Origin of the sequence: Mesorhizobium sp. BR115XR7A, from assembly GCF_020165315.1 — a bacterium.
In the GTDB taxonomy this organism is placed as follows: domain Bacteria; phylum Pseudomonadota; class Alphaproteobacteria; order Rhizobiales; family Rhizobiaceae; genus Mesorhizobium; species Mesorhizobium australicum.
In genome coordinates this window covers 19,844-35,077 of record NZ_JAIUHW010000007.1, presented here as the reverse complement: position 1 = coordinate 35,077, position 15,234 = coordinate 19,844, and the positions used below count along the sequence as shown (strand labels likewise).

The following is a 15,234-nucleotide window of genomic DNA, read 5'->3' as shown; positions in this document are numbered from 1 at the left end:
GTATCAAGCCCTGAAACTAGGTCCGTTTGAAGTCGCGGCGGGATGTGAGTCCCGCCGCGCCAGCTTGAAAGCTCCGAGATCAATAGATCTTGGAGAACTTCTCGATGTTGCTCTTGTCGAACTGGAAGGGCGGAGCCATCGCGGCCGAGTTGGTGTCGTCGAGCGTCACCTTGCCGACGCGGCCGATCGACAGCGTCGCACCCGGCTTGGCCTCTTCCTTCTTCACCGCCAGGTCGTGGGCGAGGTAAACGGCGGAGTAGCCGAGGTCGATCGGGTTCCACAGCGCAACCGCCTGGCTGGCGCCGTTGTCGATGAACTTCTTGAACTCCGACGGCAGCGCAAGGCCGGTGACATTGACCTTGCCGATCAGGTTCTCGTCGGTGACGACCTGGGCGGCGGCGACGACGCCGACGGTGGTCGGCGCGATGATCGCCTTGAGGTTCGGATAGGACTTCAACAGGCCCTTGGCCTCGTCCGTGCTCTTGGCCGAATCGTCATCGCCATAGACGGTGGCGACCAGCTTGATCTTGGGGAACTTCTCCGGCAGCACCTTCTTGGCAGCTTCGATCCAGGAATTCTGGTTGGTCGCGGTCGAGGAAGCCGACAGGATGGCGACATCGCCGCCTTCCGGCAGATAGTCGGCGGCGAGCTTGATGATGGTCTCGCCGATCAGGCCGGTGTCGGACGGATTGAGGTGAAGCTGGCGGCCTTCCTTGGCGACGCCCGAATCCCAGGAGATGACGGTGATGCCGCGCTCCATCGCCTTCTTCAGCACCGGCACCAGAGCGTCGGCGTCATTGGCGGAAATCGCGATGGCGTTGACCTTCTGCGCGATCAGCGAATTGACCACTTCGATCTGCGCCTCGGCGGTCGCCTTGGTCGGGCCGGTGTAGATGATGTCGACGTCGCCGAGTTCCTTGGCCGCCTCTTGCGCGCCCTTGTTGGCGGCATCGAAGAAGCCGTTGCCGAGGGACTTCACCACCAGCGCGATCTTGACGTTTTCCGCGTAGGCGGCATTCACGAACATGGCGGCCGAGAAGGCCGCCGTCACCATCAATTTCTTCAAGAAGCTCATCGAATTTCCTCCCTTGAGCGTTGCATTCCATCGCCGCTGCGGGCGTGAGGTGTCTCAGGCCTGCAGTGAAGATTCTTCTTTTGTCGACTTGCGGGCGACGATCAACGTCACCCCCGCGGCTTCCAGCATCTTTGCCTCGCGGTCCTCGATGCCGTCGTCGGTGATGACGGTGGCAATGCGCGAAAGACCGCACAGGATCAGGCTGGAGCGTTTGCGGAATTTCGAGGAATCGACCAGCACCACCAACTCGTCGGCCTGGTCGATCAGCTTCTGCTCCGCCTGGATCAGCAGTGGATCGCCTTCCATCAGGCCGAGCGGCCCCAGTCCCTGAGCGCCCATGAACATGCGGCGTGCGTAGAAATTGCGCGTCACGTCATTGTCGAAGGGCGACAGGATGATGTTCTGCTCGCGATAGATGGTGCCGCCCGACAGCATGACCGTGTTCTTGGAGTGCTTGAGCAGGTGCTCGGCGATCGGGAACGAATTGGTGAAGATCGGCATGCGGAGGCCGGTCAGGAAATGCACCATCTGGAAGGTGGTGGTACCGCCATTGATGATGATCGGCTCGCCGTCCTTGCACAACTCGACCGCTTCACGAGCGATCGCCCGCTTCTGCGCCGCGTTGAGCGTTTCGTTGACGGAGAAGGGCCGGCCGGCCAGCCCGATGAACTGCGGCGGCGATATTGCTTCAGCACCGCCGCGCACACGGCGCAGGCGCTTCTGGACATGGAGAGCCGCGATGTCGCGCCGGATCGTCGCCTCGGACGATTCCGTCAGGTCGACCATTTCCTGCACCGTCACCACAGGTTTTTCCTGGACGGCGGACAGAATGATCCTGTGGCGCTCTTTTTCGTGCATGGTTCCTCCCTGCCTGAGCATCTAGGCACCCAAACCGAGCAGTGTCAATCATTTCCGATCATATAATTTCATTGTGCAGTGCAATATGATTGATATTGATCGTTTGTGATTGACAAGCTCGCCTCTTGCGTAGACATTCCCGAGCGAAAAAGGAGCGCATGGTGCGCGCTCCAAATGGAGGATTACCTATGCTCGACAAGCGCTCCGGCTCGCGCCTCGCCAATCTGTGGGACGATGCGAAGGCGAAGGGGATGAGCGAGCCCGAGCTGCTGGTCTATCGCTCGAACACGCTCGGCTCCGACAAGCGCGTCACCAATTATGGCGGCGGCAACACCTCCTCGAAGATATGGCAGAAGGATCCGCTCACCGGCCAGGATGTGGAAGTGCTGTGGGTGAAGGGGTCGGGCGGCGACAGCGCCTCGATCAAGCTTGATGGCTTCGCAACGCTCTACATGGACAAGCTGCGGGCGCTGAAGGGGCTTTATCACGGCGTCGAGCACGAGGACGAGATGGTGGGCTATCTTCCCCACTGCACCTTCAACCTCAATCCGCGCGCGGCCTCGATCGACACACCGCTGCACGCCTATGTGCCGAAGCCTTTTGTCGACCACATGCATCCCGATGCCATCATCGCCATCGCCGCCGCCAAGGATTCCAGGGTGCTGACGAACGAGATATTCGGCGATGCCATTGGCTGGCTGCCGTGGAAGCGGCCGGGCTTCGAACTCGGCCTGTGGCTGGAGAAATTCTGCCTCGAACACCCCACCGCCAGGGGCGTCATCCTCGAAAGCCACGGGCTGTTCACTTGGGGCGATACGCCGAAGGAGTGCTACGAAACGACGATTTCGGTGATCAACCAGGCGATAGAGTGGTTCGAGCGCCGCGCCGAAGGCGTGGCGATCTTCGGTGGGGAGGTGGTGAAGTCGCTCGATGCGGCTGCCCGCCGAGCGATTGCCGCCAAGCTGATGCCCAGGATTCGCGGCCTGATCTCGGAAAAGAGCCACAAGCTTGGCCACTTTGATGACTCGCCCGCCGTGCTCGAATTCGTCAACTCCAGGGATTTGCGCCCACTGGCCGCACTCGGCACCTCGTGCCCGGACCACTTCCTGCGCACCAAGATCCGTCCGCTGGTGATCGAATTCGATCCCGCAAAGCCCGACGTCGATGCCGTCATCGCGCGCCTCGCCGACGACATTGCCGAATATCGTGTCGGCTACCAAGCCTATTACGACAGCTGCAAGCATGCGGATTCGCCTGCTATCCGTGACCCCAACGCGGTGGTGTATCTGATGCCCGGCGTCGGCATGTTCACCTTCGCCGGCGACAAGGCGACAGCGCGCATCTCGGGCGAATTCTACGTCAACGCCATCAACGTCATGCGCGGTGCGTCGACCGTCTCGTCCTATGTCGGCCTGCCGGCGCAGGAGGCCTTTGACATCGAGTATTGGCTGCTCGAGGATTTGAAGCTGCAGCGCATGCCGAAGCCGAAGTCTCTCGCCGGCCAGATCGCACTGGTCACCGGCGGCGCCGGCGGCATCGGCCGCGCCACGGCCAACCGCCTGCTGCGCGAAGGCGCCTGCGTCGTGCTGGCCGATATCGACGAGGCGGCACTCGCCGGCGCCAACGAGGAACTGGCAAAAGCCTATGGCAGGGATTTCGTCCGCCCAGTTCTCATCAACGTCACCTCGGAGGACCAGGTCGTCGCCGGCTTCGCCGAGACGGCCGTCGAGTTCGGCGGCATCGACATTCTGGTCTCGAATGCCGGCTTGGCATCGTCGGCGCCGATCGAGGAGACGACCCTGGCGCTGTGGAACAAGAACATGGACATCCTGTCCACAGGCTATTTCCTGGTCTCCAGAGAAGCATTCCGGCTGTTCCGGGTACAGAAGATCGGCGGCAACGTCGTCTTTGTCGCCTCCAAGAATGGCCTGGCGGCATCGCCCAACGCCGCCGCCTACTGCACCGCCAAGGCCGCCGAAATTCATCTCGCCCGCTGCCTGGCGCTGGAGGGCGCGGAAGCCCAGATCAGGGTCAATGTCGTCAACCCGGATGCGGTGCTGCGCGGCTCGAAGATATGGACCGGCGAGTGGAAGGAACAGCGTGCCGCCGCCTACAAGATGTCGACCGACGATCTGGAAGAGCACTACCGCTCGCGTTCGATGCTGAAGCGCTCCGTCTTCCCGGAAGACATCGCCGAGGCGATCTATTTCCTCGCCTCCGACATGTCGGCCAAGTCGACAGGCAACATCATCAACGTCGACGCCGGCAACGCACAGAGCTTTACGCGGTAGCCGCTCGCCGGCGCTCACGCTGGCCCCTTCTCTCCCGTCGCTATACGGGGAGAAGTTTCCGGCAGGCGGATGAGGGGCGCCGCCGACCGAATGCATTCTGGGAGGAACAGCAGTGTCAGAATCCATCATTTCCGCCGACATCGTCGCCAGCAGTAACGCCGCGCGCAAGATTGACCTCGAGCGTGACTATGCCTCGCTCGGCGAGCGCCTCGACCGACGCGGCATCGCCATCGACTCTATCCGCGACAAGGTGGAAAAGTTCGCGGTCGCGATCCCGTCCTGGGGCGTCGGCACCGGCGGCACCCGCTTCGCCCGCTTTCCCGGCGCCGGTGAGCCGCGCGACATCTTCGACAAGATCGAGGATTGCGCTGTCATCCAGCAGTTGACGCAGGCGACGCCGACCGTGTCGCTGCACATTCCTTGGGACAAGGCCGATCCGAACCGGCTGAAGCAGGCGGCCTCCCGCTTCGGGCTTGGCTTCGATGCGATGAACTCCAACACCTTTTCCGACGCGAAGGACCAGACGCTTTCCTACAAATTCGGTTCGCTGTCGCATGCCGACGCCGACACGCGTCGTCAGGCGGTCGAGCACAATCTCGAATGCATCGAGATCGGCAAGACGCTTGGGTCGAAGGCGCTGACGGTGTGGATCGGCGACGGCTCCAACTTCCCCGGCCAGGTCAATTTCGCCAAGGCGTTCGAGCGCTATCTCGACGCGATGAAGGAGATCTATGCCGGGCTGCCGGACGACTGGAAGCTGTTCACCGAACACAAGATGTATGAACCTGCCTTTTACTCCACCGTCGTGCAGGACTGGGGCACCAACTACATCATATCAAGGGAGCTCGGCGACAAGGCCTTCTGCCTGGTCGACCTCGGCCATCATGCGCCCAACGTCAACATCGAGATGATCGTCTCACGGCTGATTCAGTTCAAAAAACTCGGCGGCTTCCACTTCAACGATTCGAAATATGGCGACGACGACCTCGATGCCGGGTCGATCGACCCCTATCGGCTGTTCCTGGTTTTCAACGAATTGGTCGATGCCGAGCTGTCAGGCCCCGAGGGGTTCGACCCCGCCCATATGCTCGACCAGAGCCACAACGTCACCGATCCGATCGAAAGCCTGATGCTGTCGGCGGTCGAGGTGCAGCGCGCCTACGCGCAGGCGCTGCTGGTCGACCGAAAGGCGCTTGAAGGGTTCCAGGACGGCAATGACGCGCTGATGGCGACGCAGACGCTGAAGGCGGCCTACCGAACCGATGTCGAGCCGATCCTTGCCATGGCACGGCTGAAGACAGGTGGCGCCATCGATCCTGTCGCCGCATACCGGGCGGCGGGCTATCGCGCCAAGGTCGCGGCGGAGCGGCCAGCCGTCGCAGGTGGTTCCGGCGGGATCGTTTGAGGTAGAGCCGATCTTCCCCTTTGCGGGGGAGATGTCCGGCAGGACAGAGGGGACGCTGTCGCGCCGACGTCCGAAAGTTGGCGATCCTTCACGCCTCCTCTGCCCTGCATCTCCACCACAAGCGAGCAGTCACCAACCCGTGAATGTCTTTATTGAAGATGGACTCGATCGCTCCAAGTAGCTCTTCTAGGCAAGCACCACTTGGAGAACCCGCCATGCATCTCACCCGTAGGACATTGATCGCCCTCGGTCTTTCCATCGCCTTCGCCTTTTCGCCATCGGCTTTCGCCGCGTCGCCGGCACCGGCCAAGGGCGAGAACGGCATGGTCGTCACGGCCCAGCATCTGGCTTCCGAAGTCGGCGTCGAGGTGTTGAAAAAGGGCGGCAATGCCGTCGATGCGGCGGTCGCCGTCGGCTATGCCTTGGCCGTCGTCTATCCCAATGCCGGTAATATCGGCGGCGGTGGCTTCATGACCATCCGCTTCAAGGACGGCAAATCGACCTTCCTCGATTTCCGCGAGCGGGCGCCGCTTGCCGCGACCAAGACCATGTATCTCGACAAGGACAGCAACCCGGTGAAGGGCGCTAGCCTGAACGGCTATCTCGCGGTCGGCGTACCAGGCTCGGTGGCTGGTTTCGAGATGGCGCGCCAGAAATACGGCACCTTGTCCAGGCAGGACCTGATGGCGCCGGCGATCGCCTATGCCAGAGACGGGTTCGTCCTCAACCAGGGCGATGCGGCTTCGTTCGCCGGCAGCGCCGAAAGGTTGGCGAAGGACCCAGCCGCGGCGGCGGCCTTCCTCAAGACCGATGGCAAGCCCTATGGCATCGGCGAGAAGCTGGTTCAGCCCGACCTTGCCACGTCGCTCTCGGCCATTTCCGAGGGAGGTCCCGATGCCTTTTACAAGGGCGCCATCGCCGACGCCATCGTCAAGGCGAGCGGCGCCAAGGGCGGTATCCTGGCCAAGGGTGATTTCGAACAATACGCGGTGCGCGAGTTGAAGCCCGTCACCTGCTCCTATCGCGGCTACGAGATCATCTCTTCGCCGCCGCCGAGCTCAGGCGGCGTCATCATCTGCGAAATCCTCAACGTGCTGGAAGGCTATCCGCTGTCCTATCTCGGCGCCGGCTCGGCCGAGACCGTCCACGTCATGGTCGAGGCGATGCGCCACGCCTATGTCGACCGCAACTCCGCGCTCGGCGATCCCGATTTCGTCGACAACCCCGTCTCCAGGCTGCTGGACAAAGCCTATGCCAAGGACATCCGCGACAAGATCGATCCGTTCCGCGCCGGCGTGTCGCAGGATCTGATGCCGAAGGGCTTCGGCGAGTCGAAGGAGACGACGCATTATTCGATCATCGACAAGGACGGCAACGCGGTCGCGGTCACCTACACGCTGAACGGTTCGTTCGGTGCCGGCGTCGTCGCCGACGGCACCGGCATCCTGCTCAACAACGAGATGGACGACTTCACCCAGAAACCCGGCGTGCCCAACCTCTATGGCCTCGTCCAGGGCGAAGCCAATGCCATCCAGCCGAAGAAGACGCCGCTGTCCTCGATGAGCCCGACCGTGGTGGCCAAGGATGGCAAGCCGTTCATGGTCATCGGCAGCCCAGGCGGCTCGCGCATCATCACCATCACGCTGGAAGCCATCGTCAACGTGATCGACCACGGCATGAACATCCAGGAGGCTATCGACGCGCCGCGCATTCATCACCAATGGCTGCCCGATACCGTCTATGTCGAGCCGTTCGGCCTTTCGCCGGATACAGAAAGACTGCTGGCCGGGATGGGCTATCGCCTTGATCTCAGTGACCAGAGCTGGGGCCAGGCGGCGGGCATTCTCGTCGGCGGCAAGAGCCTGGCGGAAATCGAGAAGGGCGGCGGCGCGCGCTACAATGGCGCCATCGACAGCCGCGCGGCATCCGGCGAAGCGCTCGGATATTGATAGGCCGCAAGACCGTTGCTTTCCGGATGAGGCCGGATTCCGCCTTTCGGGACCGGCCTCCGCCTCATGGCCCGGGAGCCGTCAGGTCACCAGCGTGATGGTCGACGCGATCAGCATCAAGGCGGCGATGCCGACGAACAGCGCATAGATGCGTGGCCGGTCGAGCAGCAGCGCGTTTCCCGATATCCAGGCCGACGTGGCACCGCCCAGCGCGAACAGGAACCCGTTGCGGTGGCCGAAAGTCATCGACGCGGCCATCAAGCCGCCGATGATCAGGGCGCCGAACACGATGATCACGGCGACCGCGTATTTCTCGAAGTCGTTATTGCCGATCCCTGGTCCGATCGCGTTCAAATTCGGCAGGTCGTCCGGATCGAAGGGGTTCGCCGACCCGTATTCGTCTTGACCCATGGATTCTCGCATCACTTGATCTCCGCTGACCGGCAACAAACCATCAACGCCTGCCGAGCGCAACCCGATCACGCTGTGGCGGATGCGCCCGGCACCGCCTCCGACCCCTTTTCGTGGATAGTTTGCTGACGGATTTTAGGAGCTGTTGCCGGATCGCGTCACCTGCCTTCTTGGGGTTTGTCGCCGCCGGCCTCGTCTTAAAACTTGACTAAGAATATCCTGTTTAATAGTCAACTCGGATTGGTCTCCGGAGACCAGGGCCCCGGGCAACAGGCAAGCCAAGTTGAATACAGATCATCAACCCCGGCCAGGAGAGGTCAATCGTCCGCGCGTCCGGATCACGCGTCGCCACGCGCTCGCGCTGTTCACTCTGCCGTTCACCGGCGTCGTGACGCCAGCCGCGGCCAGCCCGCCGCGCATCGTCTGCCTCGATGACGGCTTGGCGGAGACCTTGCTCATGCTCGGCATCACGCCGGTCGCTATCGCCGACCGTGAGGTCTGGGAAAGGTGGGTGGTCGAGCCGCCGCTGCCGCCCCAAGTCGCCGACATCGGCACGATCCTGGAGCCCAATCTCGAATTCCTGCAACAGCTTCGTCCCGACATCATCCTCTCCATCCCTTATCTCGACGGCATCAAGCCGCTGCTCGAGCGCGTGGCACCGGTGACGACGATCGGCATCTATACGCCCGACGGTCAGCCCTATCAGCGCGCCATCGAGGCGACCCGGCAATTGGCCAGGCTTGTCGGCAAGGAAAGGGAGGGCGAGGCGCTGATAGCGGCGACGGAGGCGCATTTTTCGACCATCAAGCAGCAGCTGGAACCGCTTTCGGCGCGGCCGATCTATGTCGTCAGCTTCCTCGATCCGCGCAATGTGCGCGTCTATGGCGAAAAAAGCTTGTTTCAGGCGGTGTTCGACCGCATCGGCATCCGCAACGCCTGGGCCGGAGAGACTAATTACTGGGGATTTGCAACCGTCGGCATCGACGGGCTGGCAACGTCTGATGATGCGCGCCTTGCCTATCTCGAACCCTTGCCCGAAGGGGCGGGCGGAACGCTGACCGAGAGCCCGGTCTGGAATGCCATGCCGTTCGTGCGCAAGCGCTCGATCATGCGCCTGCCTGCGGTGCTGATGTTCGGCACGCTGCCCTCGGCGAGCCGTTTTGCCCGCCTGCTGGCCGCGGCGCTGACGGCGGAGACCGCCCGTGGTTGAGCAGGAAGCGATCTTGCCCGACAATGCCGGCCTCGTCCGCGGTCGCGCCCCGTCGCCTCGCATATCAGGCGGTTATCCTCTGGGCGCAATCCTGCTTTGCGTCGTGCTTCTCTGCGCGGCCGGCGCCGCGACCCTCTCCAACATGAGCGTGCAATTGCCGCCGGCACTCTGGCTGGGGGCGCTCGCAAGCCCCGATATCGAGGATATCAGGCAGGTGCTCGTCCACTACGCCTTCCTGCCCCGGCTCGCCGTCAGCCTTCTCTGCGGTGCGGCCCTCGGACTGGCCGGGACGGTGCTGCAGCAGGTTTTGCGCAATCCGCTCGCCTCGCCCGAAACCGTCGGTGTCTCGGCCGGCGCCTATCTGGCGCTGGCGCTGGCGACGCTTCTGGCGCCGCCGCTGTTTGCCTTCGGCCGCGAATGGGTGGCGCTTGCCGGCGCCTTCACTGCCCTTGCGGCGGTCCTGGCACTCTCCTGGCACAAGGGCCTGTCGCCGCTTTCGGTTGTGCTCGCCGGGCTGGTCGTCAGCCTTTATGCCGGCGCCATCGGTGCTGCGTTTGTGGTGCTTCGGCATGAATGGCTGGCCAGCCTGTTCCTCTGGGGCGCCGGTTCGCTCGGCCAGCAGGACTGGTCGGTGACGCGGTGGCTCTTGCCGCGCCTTGGCGGTGCCGCGCTGGCGATCGGCCTCATGGTGCGGCCGCTGACCCTGCTTGGCCTCGACGACGAAGGCGCGCGCAGCCTCGGCGTCCCGCTCGGTGCCTATCGCTTCGCCGGACTGGCGGCGGCGGTCGCCCTGATCGCCTTCGTCGTTGCCGCCGTCGGCGTCATCGGCTTCGTCGGCCTTGCCGCCGCCACGCTCGCGCGCATCGGCGGCGCCCGCCGGCTCGGCCAGCAACTGGTGATGGCGCCGCTGATCGGCGCGGCACTGCTGTGGGCCGCGGACCAGGGAGTGCAGGTCGCGACCGGGCCACAGGGCGACCTGCTGCCGACCGGCGCGATGACGGCGCTTCTCGGCGCGCCTCTGCTTCTTTGGCTCCTGCCGCGCCTCGCGCTTGGCGCGGAAGCACCGGCACTCGCCGCCGAGCGCTTGCCCAGAACGAAAAGGCCCGGCCTTGTGCTGGCGGCGATCGGCGGCCTCCTGCTTTTGCTGCTCGTGCTGGCGCTGCTCTACGCGCCGGGCACCGATGGTTGGACATTCGCGTCCGGCGATCAGCTGCGGCCCTTGCTGGCCTGGCGGCTGCCTCGAGTGTCCGCGGCACTTGCCGCCGGCGCCATGCTGGCGCTGGCCGGGCTGATGATGCAGCGGCTGACCGGCAATCCGATGGCCAGCCCCGAAGTGCTCGGCATCAGCGCCGGTGCTGCGCTCGGCATGATGGTGGCGCTGTTCGCGCTCGCCGATGCCAGCCGCCCGGTACAGACCCTGGCCGCCACGATCGGCGCCTTCGCCGCCCTTCTGGTGACGCTGGCGATCGGCCGCCGTACCGCCTATGCGCCAGAGCGGCTGCTGCTTGCCGGTGTCGCCTTGACGGCCCTGTTCGACGCGCTGATCCTGGTGCTCACCGCCACGGGCGATCCGCGCGCCATGCTTTTGCTCAATTGGCTCACCGGCTCGACCTACGGCGTCGACGCCGGCTCGGCGCTTCTGACCTCGACGTTTGCCTTTTGCCTGTTCCTGCTCGCACCGTTCTTCCTGCGCTGGCTGGACATGCTGCCGCTCGGCTCCGCCGCGGTGCAAAGCCTCGGGGTCAACCTCAAGGCAACACGGCTGCTGGTGCTTTTGATGGTGGCAGCGCTCACCGCCGCCTCGACCCTGGTCGTCGGGCCGCTGACCTTCATCGGCCTTATGGCGCCGCACCTGGCGTGGCGCCTTGGCCTGTCGCGTGCGCTGTCGCAAGCGATCGGCGCGATGCTTGCCGGCGCGCTGATCATGGTCTGCGCCGACTGGATCGGCCGCACCGCCATCTTCCCGCGCCAGATTCCGGCCGGCCTCGTCGCGACGCTGATCGGCGGCCCCGTCCTGATGTGGCTCTTGCGCCGCCGCTGAGCCTTGTCCCGTGGAGATATCCAAGCCGATGGCGACGCCAGCCTTGATTGCCGACACCACCGTCCACGACTTCGTTGGCAAAAGCGGAGGCGATCCCTGGCGGGTCTTCATCCATGTGCCGTCGGGGCCAATGCCCGAGGCCGGCTGGCCGGTGCTCTACATGACCGACGGCAACGCCGTTATCGGCACTGCGGTCGACGCGATGCGCGCGCAGGCCTTCTATCCCGCCGGCACCAATGTCGGCTGGGGCGTCATCGTCGCCATCGGCTACCCCGTCGAGGGCGCCTATGACCCGCTGCGCCGCTCATGGGATCTGGGGCCACCGCCGGGCAGGACCTATCCGCCCTTCCACGAGGGCACGCCGGAAGTCAGGACCGGCGGGGCGGGGGATTTTCTGGCCTTCATCGAAGCCGAGCTGAAGCCGTGGGTCGCCAGCCGGTCCAGGATCGATGAGAGCCGCCAGGCACTGTACGGCCACTCTTTCGGTGGCCTGTTCGCGCTCTACGCCCTGTTCACCCGCCCGCTCTCATTCAGCACCTTCATTGCGGCCAGCCCAGCCATCTATTGGGAAGATCGCGTTATCGACCGCTTTCTCGAAAGGTTCGAAGCCGCTGTTCCTGAAGGCCTGAAGGCCGACGTAATCCTGTCGGCCGGAGAGTATGAGACCGAAAAGCTGGCGCCGTTCCAGGTCGGCGCGGAAGACGAGGAAAAGCGCCTGGCGCAGAAAAAGCTCATCCTTACCGACGAATTCGCCAGGGCGATGGCGGAACGCCTCGACGCGCTCCCGGGCCTGCGGGCAAGCTTCGAACTCCATGCCGGCGAAAACCACATGTCGATCCTGCCGGTGACGGTCAACCGAGCGGTGCAGGCGGCATTCGCGGTGCGGTAGAATTTCTATTCAGCGCGCAGGCGGCAGTTCGAACAGCTTTGCGCCGTTTTCCTGGCCGCGCTCGACATAGCCGATAATGCCGAACCACCTGGCGACATCGGGCCCCTGGAGCCAACTGCGCGAGTGGATGGGAAGGTTGCCGGCAAGCGCCTGGATATGCCTGATATGCCGCTTGCAGAAACGGACGGTCGAGCCGCGGAAGAAATCCTCCTGGGCGGCGAACAGTGTATCGGCGGCATCGCTGTTTTCATGCCACGCGATGATCGCCACGGCCTTCTCGCCCTCGACAAGCGCGTGCGCGCGCCCTTCCTTCAAATTCATCATCAGATTGTCGTAGGCGATCTTGCTGTCCTTGCCGGCCGCCGCGTACTCGTCCGACATCCGCTTGGACAGGCCATGGAAGACATCCTCGAGATCCCCAAGCGTTGCTGCGCGTGCTCTCATTTCACCTCCTGCAGCCCCGGCAGGGAGTTTGCCCTAGGGTTGTGGGATCACCAAGCAAATTGAATCCTCCATAAGCCCGGCGAAGGCAAAGTCGTTCCGTCCATCGATCTTTGTGACAGGGCGGGCACCCGCACCAAGCCGACAGAAGGCTTCGGCCTCCCGGTTCTTTAAGACACGAGGGAACAAGAGCCTGTGGTTGCGGTTAACTGGATATGCCAGCCAAGATCCAAGAACCACGGCCGAAGCCCGGCCCGCAGCCACCCGTCCGTCGGCCGGACAAGGAAGCACCGTCAGAGCCTGAGCATGTCGATCCGCCACCACGAGACGTGCGAGAGGCACCGGCACCAAATCCCGATGGCGACAAGAAAACCTAAGCGACGACACGCGAACGCCCGTGCAACAGGCGCATGCGATTGATAGCGATCAGGTGGTCACGCCATAAGCGCTTGGAGTTTTTAAAATGATGGTGCCCAGAGGCGGAATCCAAGAGAAACAAATTTGACTTTGTTTACAAATGTTTGGCCTCCAACATCGTCCCTGCGTGCCAACAGAAGTACCAACTAAATATTTCTGTGGATTAGTTTGGTTCCCAAACCTCGCTCTGCACGCTACGACGCCGGCATACCTGCACCTTATCTCACAAGCCGATAGCGGTTGCTACTTGGGGTGGCCCAGTTCGTCCCCCTCAATGACATCCCATGATGCGGGGGGTCGAGTCGGGAGAGCGCTACCGCCAATACAGCGCTGCAACCGAGTTCGTCTATTGAAGGGACTTCGCAAGCGAAGTCAGCAGATTCAAATCCTGGCCCCGCAACCAATTTCATCATAAATCAATAAGCGTCCTGGTCTAACCGGGGCGGTTTTTGCGTTTCAAAGCGGCGAATGGGACGCAATGACGTTGCCCTATTGGGCGGTTTGAACGACGGGCACAGGCGCGGAGCTGATCATCGTGCGCAGCGCTGCGTCCCGTCGCGGGGGGAAGGTGTGGGCGAACTCGAAGGGGTCTGCCATCCGAGCCGCGAATGTGGGCTATTGAAGTTGTAACCTGCCCGCCAACTGGCCAAGACCGCGCGAGCCTGTGCCAATGAGGTGAACAGCATCTCGTTCAGCAGTTCGTCATGGAGGCGACCGTTGAAGCTGTCGATGAAGCCGTTCTGCATTGGCTTGCCCGGCGTGATATAATGTCAGTCCACGCGGCTTGCATTGGCCCAGGCAGGGATCGCATTGCTGGTCAGTTCGCTGCCATTGTCACTGACCACCATCTTCGGCTTGCCGCGTTCGATCATGAACCGATCGAGTTCGTGGGCAACCCTCACGCCGGACAGAGACGTATCCGCGACCAACCCTGGGCACCGGCGCGTGCAGTCGTCGACGACGGTCAATATCCGGAAGCGACGGCCATCGGTCAGCTGATCCGACCCGAAGTCCAGTGACCAACGGTCGTTGGGTGCAACGGGGACCATCATCGGTGCCCGCGTTCCAATGGCTCGCTGGCGGGCCGACATCTCCTACCGACCGCAACATCTGCTGCAATGGGCAAAGAGGATCGGAGCTGACCGTCTGGGATTACGCAGTCGGTCCTTGCCGCCGATCCGAAGATCGTCGTGCGCATTGCTTGAGTCGAGAGGCGAGGGCGGGATAACCCTTACTTTCCGCCCTTAAGCGCCTCATTCAGTTCCGCAGCCAGATGCAGGCCGCCTAAAGCCAGTTGCTGCGTGACTACAGGATGGAACTTTTCAAAATACGCCTGATCCAGAATCACGGGATGACCAATATCCGACTTTAACGGGGTTCCTGCCGGCAAGGCCTGATACGCAGCCTCGGCTTGGCGGTGACATTCGGCAAGCCATTTCTCCGGTGTGTCGTCGGCCAGCAGGTCGGCCGCGAGGGTCGGAAGCAGCTTCTCGGCCTCGGCGGCCGCCAGCCCCCAGTCGTAGTATTTGAATGTAATGAGGTCGGTGTCCCAGACAGAATGGAAGGTCGTGAAATCCCTAAAAGTCGAGTTGTCGGGCGCGGGCCGGGTGACGTTGAAGGTCACCGTCAGGGTGTTTCCTCCCTGGTCTTTCTGGCTCCCATCAACGCGTTGAACGCAATGCAGGGGCTGGGCCAAGTCGCCCGTCAGGTGGATCACAAACGCCAAGGCCTTCCACCGGGATTCATCATCCTTTGTTGCATCCGACAATATCGCTTCCTGGGCGGGCAGGGCCTTTAGAAGGCAGCTTCCATAGGTGGCGTCATCGGCACAATCACGTATCGCATCATAGTCGGTTGTAGCGCTCGATCCTCCGGGCAGCGACGCCAGCGGGATGTCAACAAAATGCCAGTTGCTGGTATCCTTGTGTCCGTCTGCCCGATAGTCGTCAGCCCAGCTGGCAATCGACGCCATCGAGACGACCTGCTGACCTGTCAGCCCCAAATGCGCCCGCAAGAGCCGCTGAACGACATCACTAGCCGATGAGGTGAGGCGGTGCTGCGCGATCTCGGCAACGGCCGCGTGACCTTCCTGACCCCACGCGAAGGCGTGCGTGGGGGACGCCAGGACCACCGCCGCCGCAATAATTTCTCTGACTTTCATGGTTTTCCTCCCGTAGAGACACGCCGTTCGGAGGCGTCGATGATCAATCATTTACCCCTGACTGCGGCGTCGTAACCCACCTCGGC

Annotated in this window: 11 protein-coding genes and 1 pseudogene; 6 read left to right on the top strand and 6 right to left on the bottom strand. The window is 63.0% G+C overall.

From position 1 onward, the window contains the following. Nucleotides 1-79 precede the first annotated feature (79 nt). Nucleotides 80-1,075: a rhamnose ABC transporter substrate-binding protein gene (gene rhaS, locus LB557_RS16265; RefSeq protein WP_015319234.1), complete on the bottom strand. Its 996-nt coding sequence runs from the start codon at nucleotides 1,073-1,075 to the stop codon at nucleotides 80-82. A 54-nt stretch (nucleotides 1,076-1,129) separates the two neighbouring features. Next, nucleotides 1,130-1,933, bottom strand: a complete 804-nt coding sequence (locus LB557_RS16260; protein WP_140614716.1) for a DeoR/GlpR family DNA-binding transcription regulator — start codon at nucleotides 1,931-1,933, stop codon at nucleotides 1,130-1,132. A 188-nt stretch (nucleotides 1,934-2,121) separates the two neighbouring features. Here LB557_RS16260 and LB557_RS16255 point away from each other — a divergent pair, with 188 nt between their 5' ends. The 3 genes from LB557_RS16255 (at nucleotide 2,122) to ggt (ending at nucleotide 7,578) form a co-directional block, all read left to right on the top strand. After that, nucleotides 2,122-4,224, top strand: a complete 2,103-nt coding sequence (locus tag LB557_RS16255; RefSeq protein WP_224642767.1) for a bifunctional rhamnulose-1-phosphate aldolase/short-chain dehydrogenase — start codon at nucleotides 2,122-2,124, stop codon at nucleotides 4,222-4,224. Between the two features lie 112 nt (nucleotides 4,225-4,336). Beyond that, entirely contained in the window at nucleotides 4,337-5,629 is a 1,293-nt protein-coding gene (gene rhaI / locus LB557_RS16250; RefSeq protein WP_224642768.1) for an L-rhamnose catabolism isomerase, read from the top strand. Between the two features lie 215 nt (nucleotides 5,630-5,844). Next, the gene (gene ggt / locus LB557_RS16245) at nucleotides 5,845-7,578 is read left to right on the top strand and encodes a gamma-glutamyltransferase (protein WP_224642769.1); all 1,734 of its coding nucleotides are present in this window, start codon (nucleotides 5,845-5,847) and stop codon (nucleotides 7,576-7,578) included. An 81-nt stretch (nucleotides 7,579-7,659) separates the two neighbouring features. On the opposite strand, the gene LB557_RS16240 is transcribed toward ggt, so the two are convergent. After that, the gene (locus tag LB557_RS16240) at nucleotides 7,660-8,001 is read right to left on the bottom strand and encodes a hypothetical protein (RefSeq protein WP_015319229.1); all 342 of its coding nucleotides are present in this window, start codon (nucleotides 7,999-8,001) and stop codon (nucleotides 7,660-7,662) included. Nucleotides 8,002-8,272: 271 nt separating this feature from the next. Here LB557_RS16240 and LB557_RS16235 point away from each other — a divergent pair, with 271 nt between their 5' ends. The 3 genes from LB557_RS16235 to LB557_RS16225 are packed head-to-tail and all read left to right on the top strand — an operon-like array spanning nucleotide 8,273 to nucleotide 12,129. Next, the gene (locus LB557_RS16235) at nucleotides 8,273-9,199 is read left to right on the top strand and encodes an ABC transporter substrate-binding protein (RefSeq protein ID WP_224588243.1); all 927 of its coding nucleotides are present in this window, start codon (nucleotides 8,273-8,275) and stop codon (nucleotides 9,197-9,199) included. Beyond that, nucleotides 9,192-11,240 (top strand): Fe(3+)-hydroxamate ABC transporter permease FhuB, encoded by a 2,049-nt coding sequence (gene fhuB, locus LB557_RS16230; protein WP_224642770.1) that lies wholly within the window; start codon nucleotides 9,192-9,194, stop codon nucleotides 11,238-11,240. Before LB557_RS16235 ends, fhuB begins: the two co-directional genes overlap by 8 nt. Before the next feature lie 28 nt (nucleotides 11,241-11,268). Then, nucleotides 11,269-12,129: an alpha/beta hydrolase gene (locus LB557_RS16225; protein ID WP_224642771.1), complete on the top strand. Its 861-nt coding sequence runs from the start codon at nucleotides 11,269-11,271 to the stop codon at nucleotides 12,127-12,129. A gap of 9 nt (nucleotides 12,130-12,138) precedes the next feature. Here the strand turns inward: LB557_RS16225 and LB557_RS16220 are convergent, their stop codons facing one another. The 3 genes and pseudogenes from LB557_RS16220 to LB557_RS16210 form a co-directional block, all read right to left on the bottom strand. Next, a complete protein-coding gene (locus tag LB557_RS16220) occupies nucleotides 12,139-12,573 on the bottom strand; it encodes a hypothetical protein (RefSeq protein ID WP_140660712.1) in 435 nt (144 codons plus the stop codon). 903 nt (nucleotides 12,574-13,476) lie between these two features. After that, nucleotides 13,477-14,069: pseudogene (locus tag LB557_RS16215) on the bottom strand (integrase core domain-containing protein); the annotation flags it as partial. Between the two features lie 149 nt (nucleotides 14,070-14,218). After that, nucleotides 14,219-15,148 (bottom strand): S1/P1 nuclease, encoded by a 930-nt coding sequence (locus LB557_RS16210; protein WP_032932986.1) that lies wholly within the window; start codon nucleotides 15,146-15,148, stop codon nucleotides 14,219-14,221. Nucleotides 15,149-15,234 lie beyond the last annotated feature (86 nt).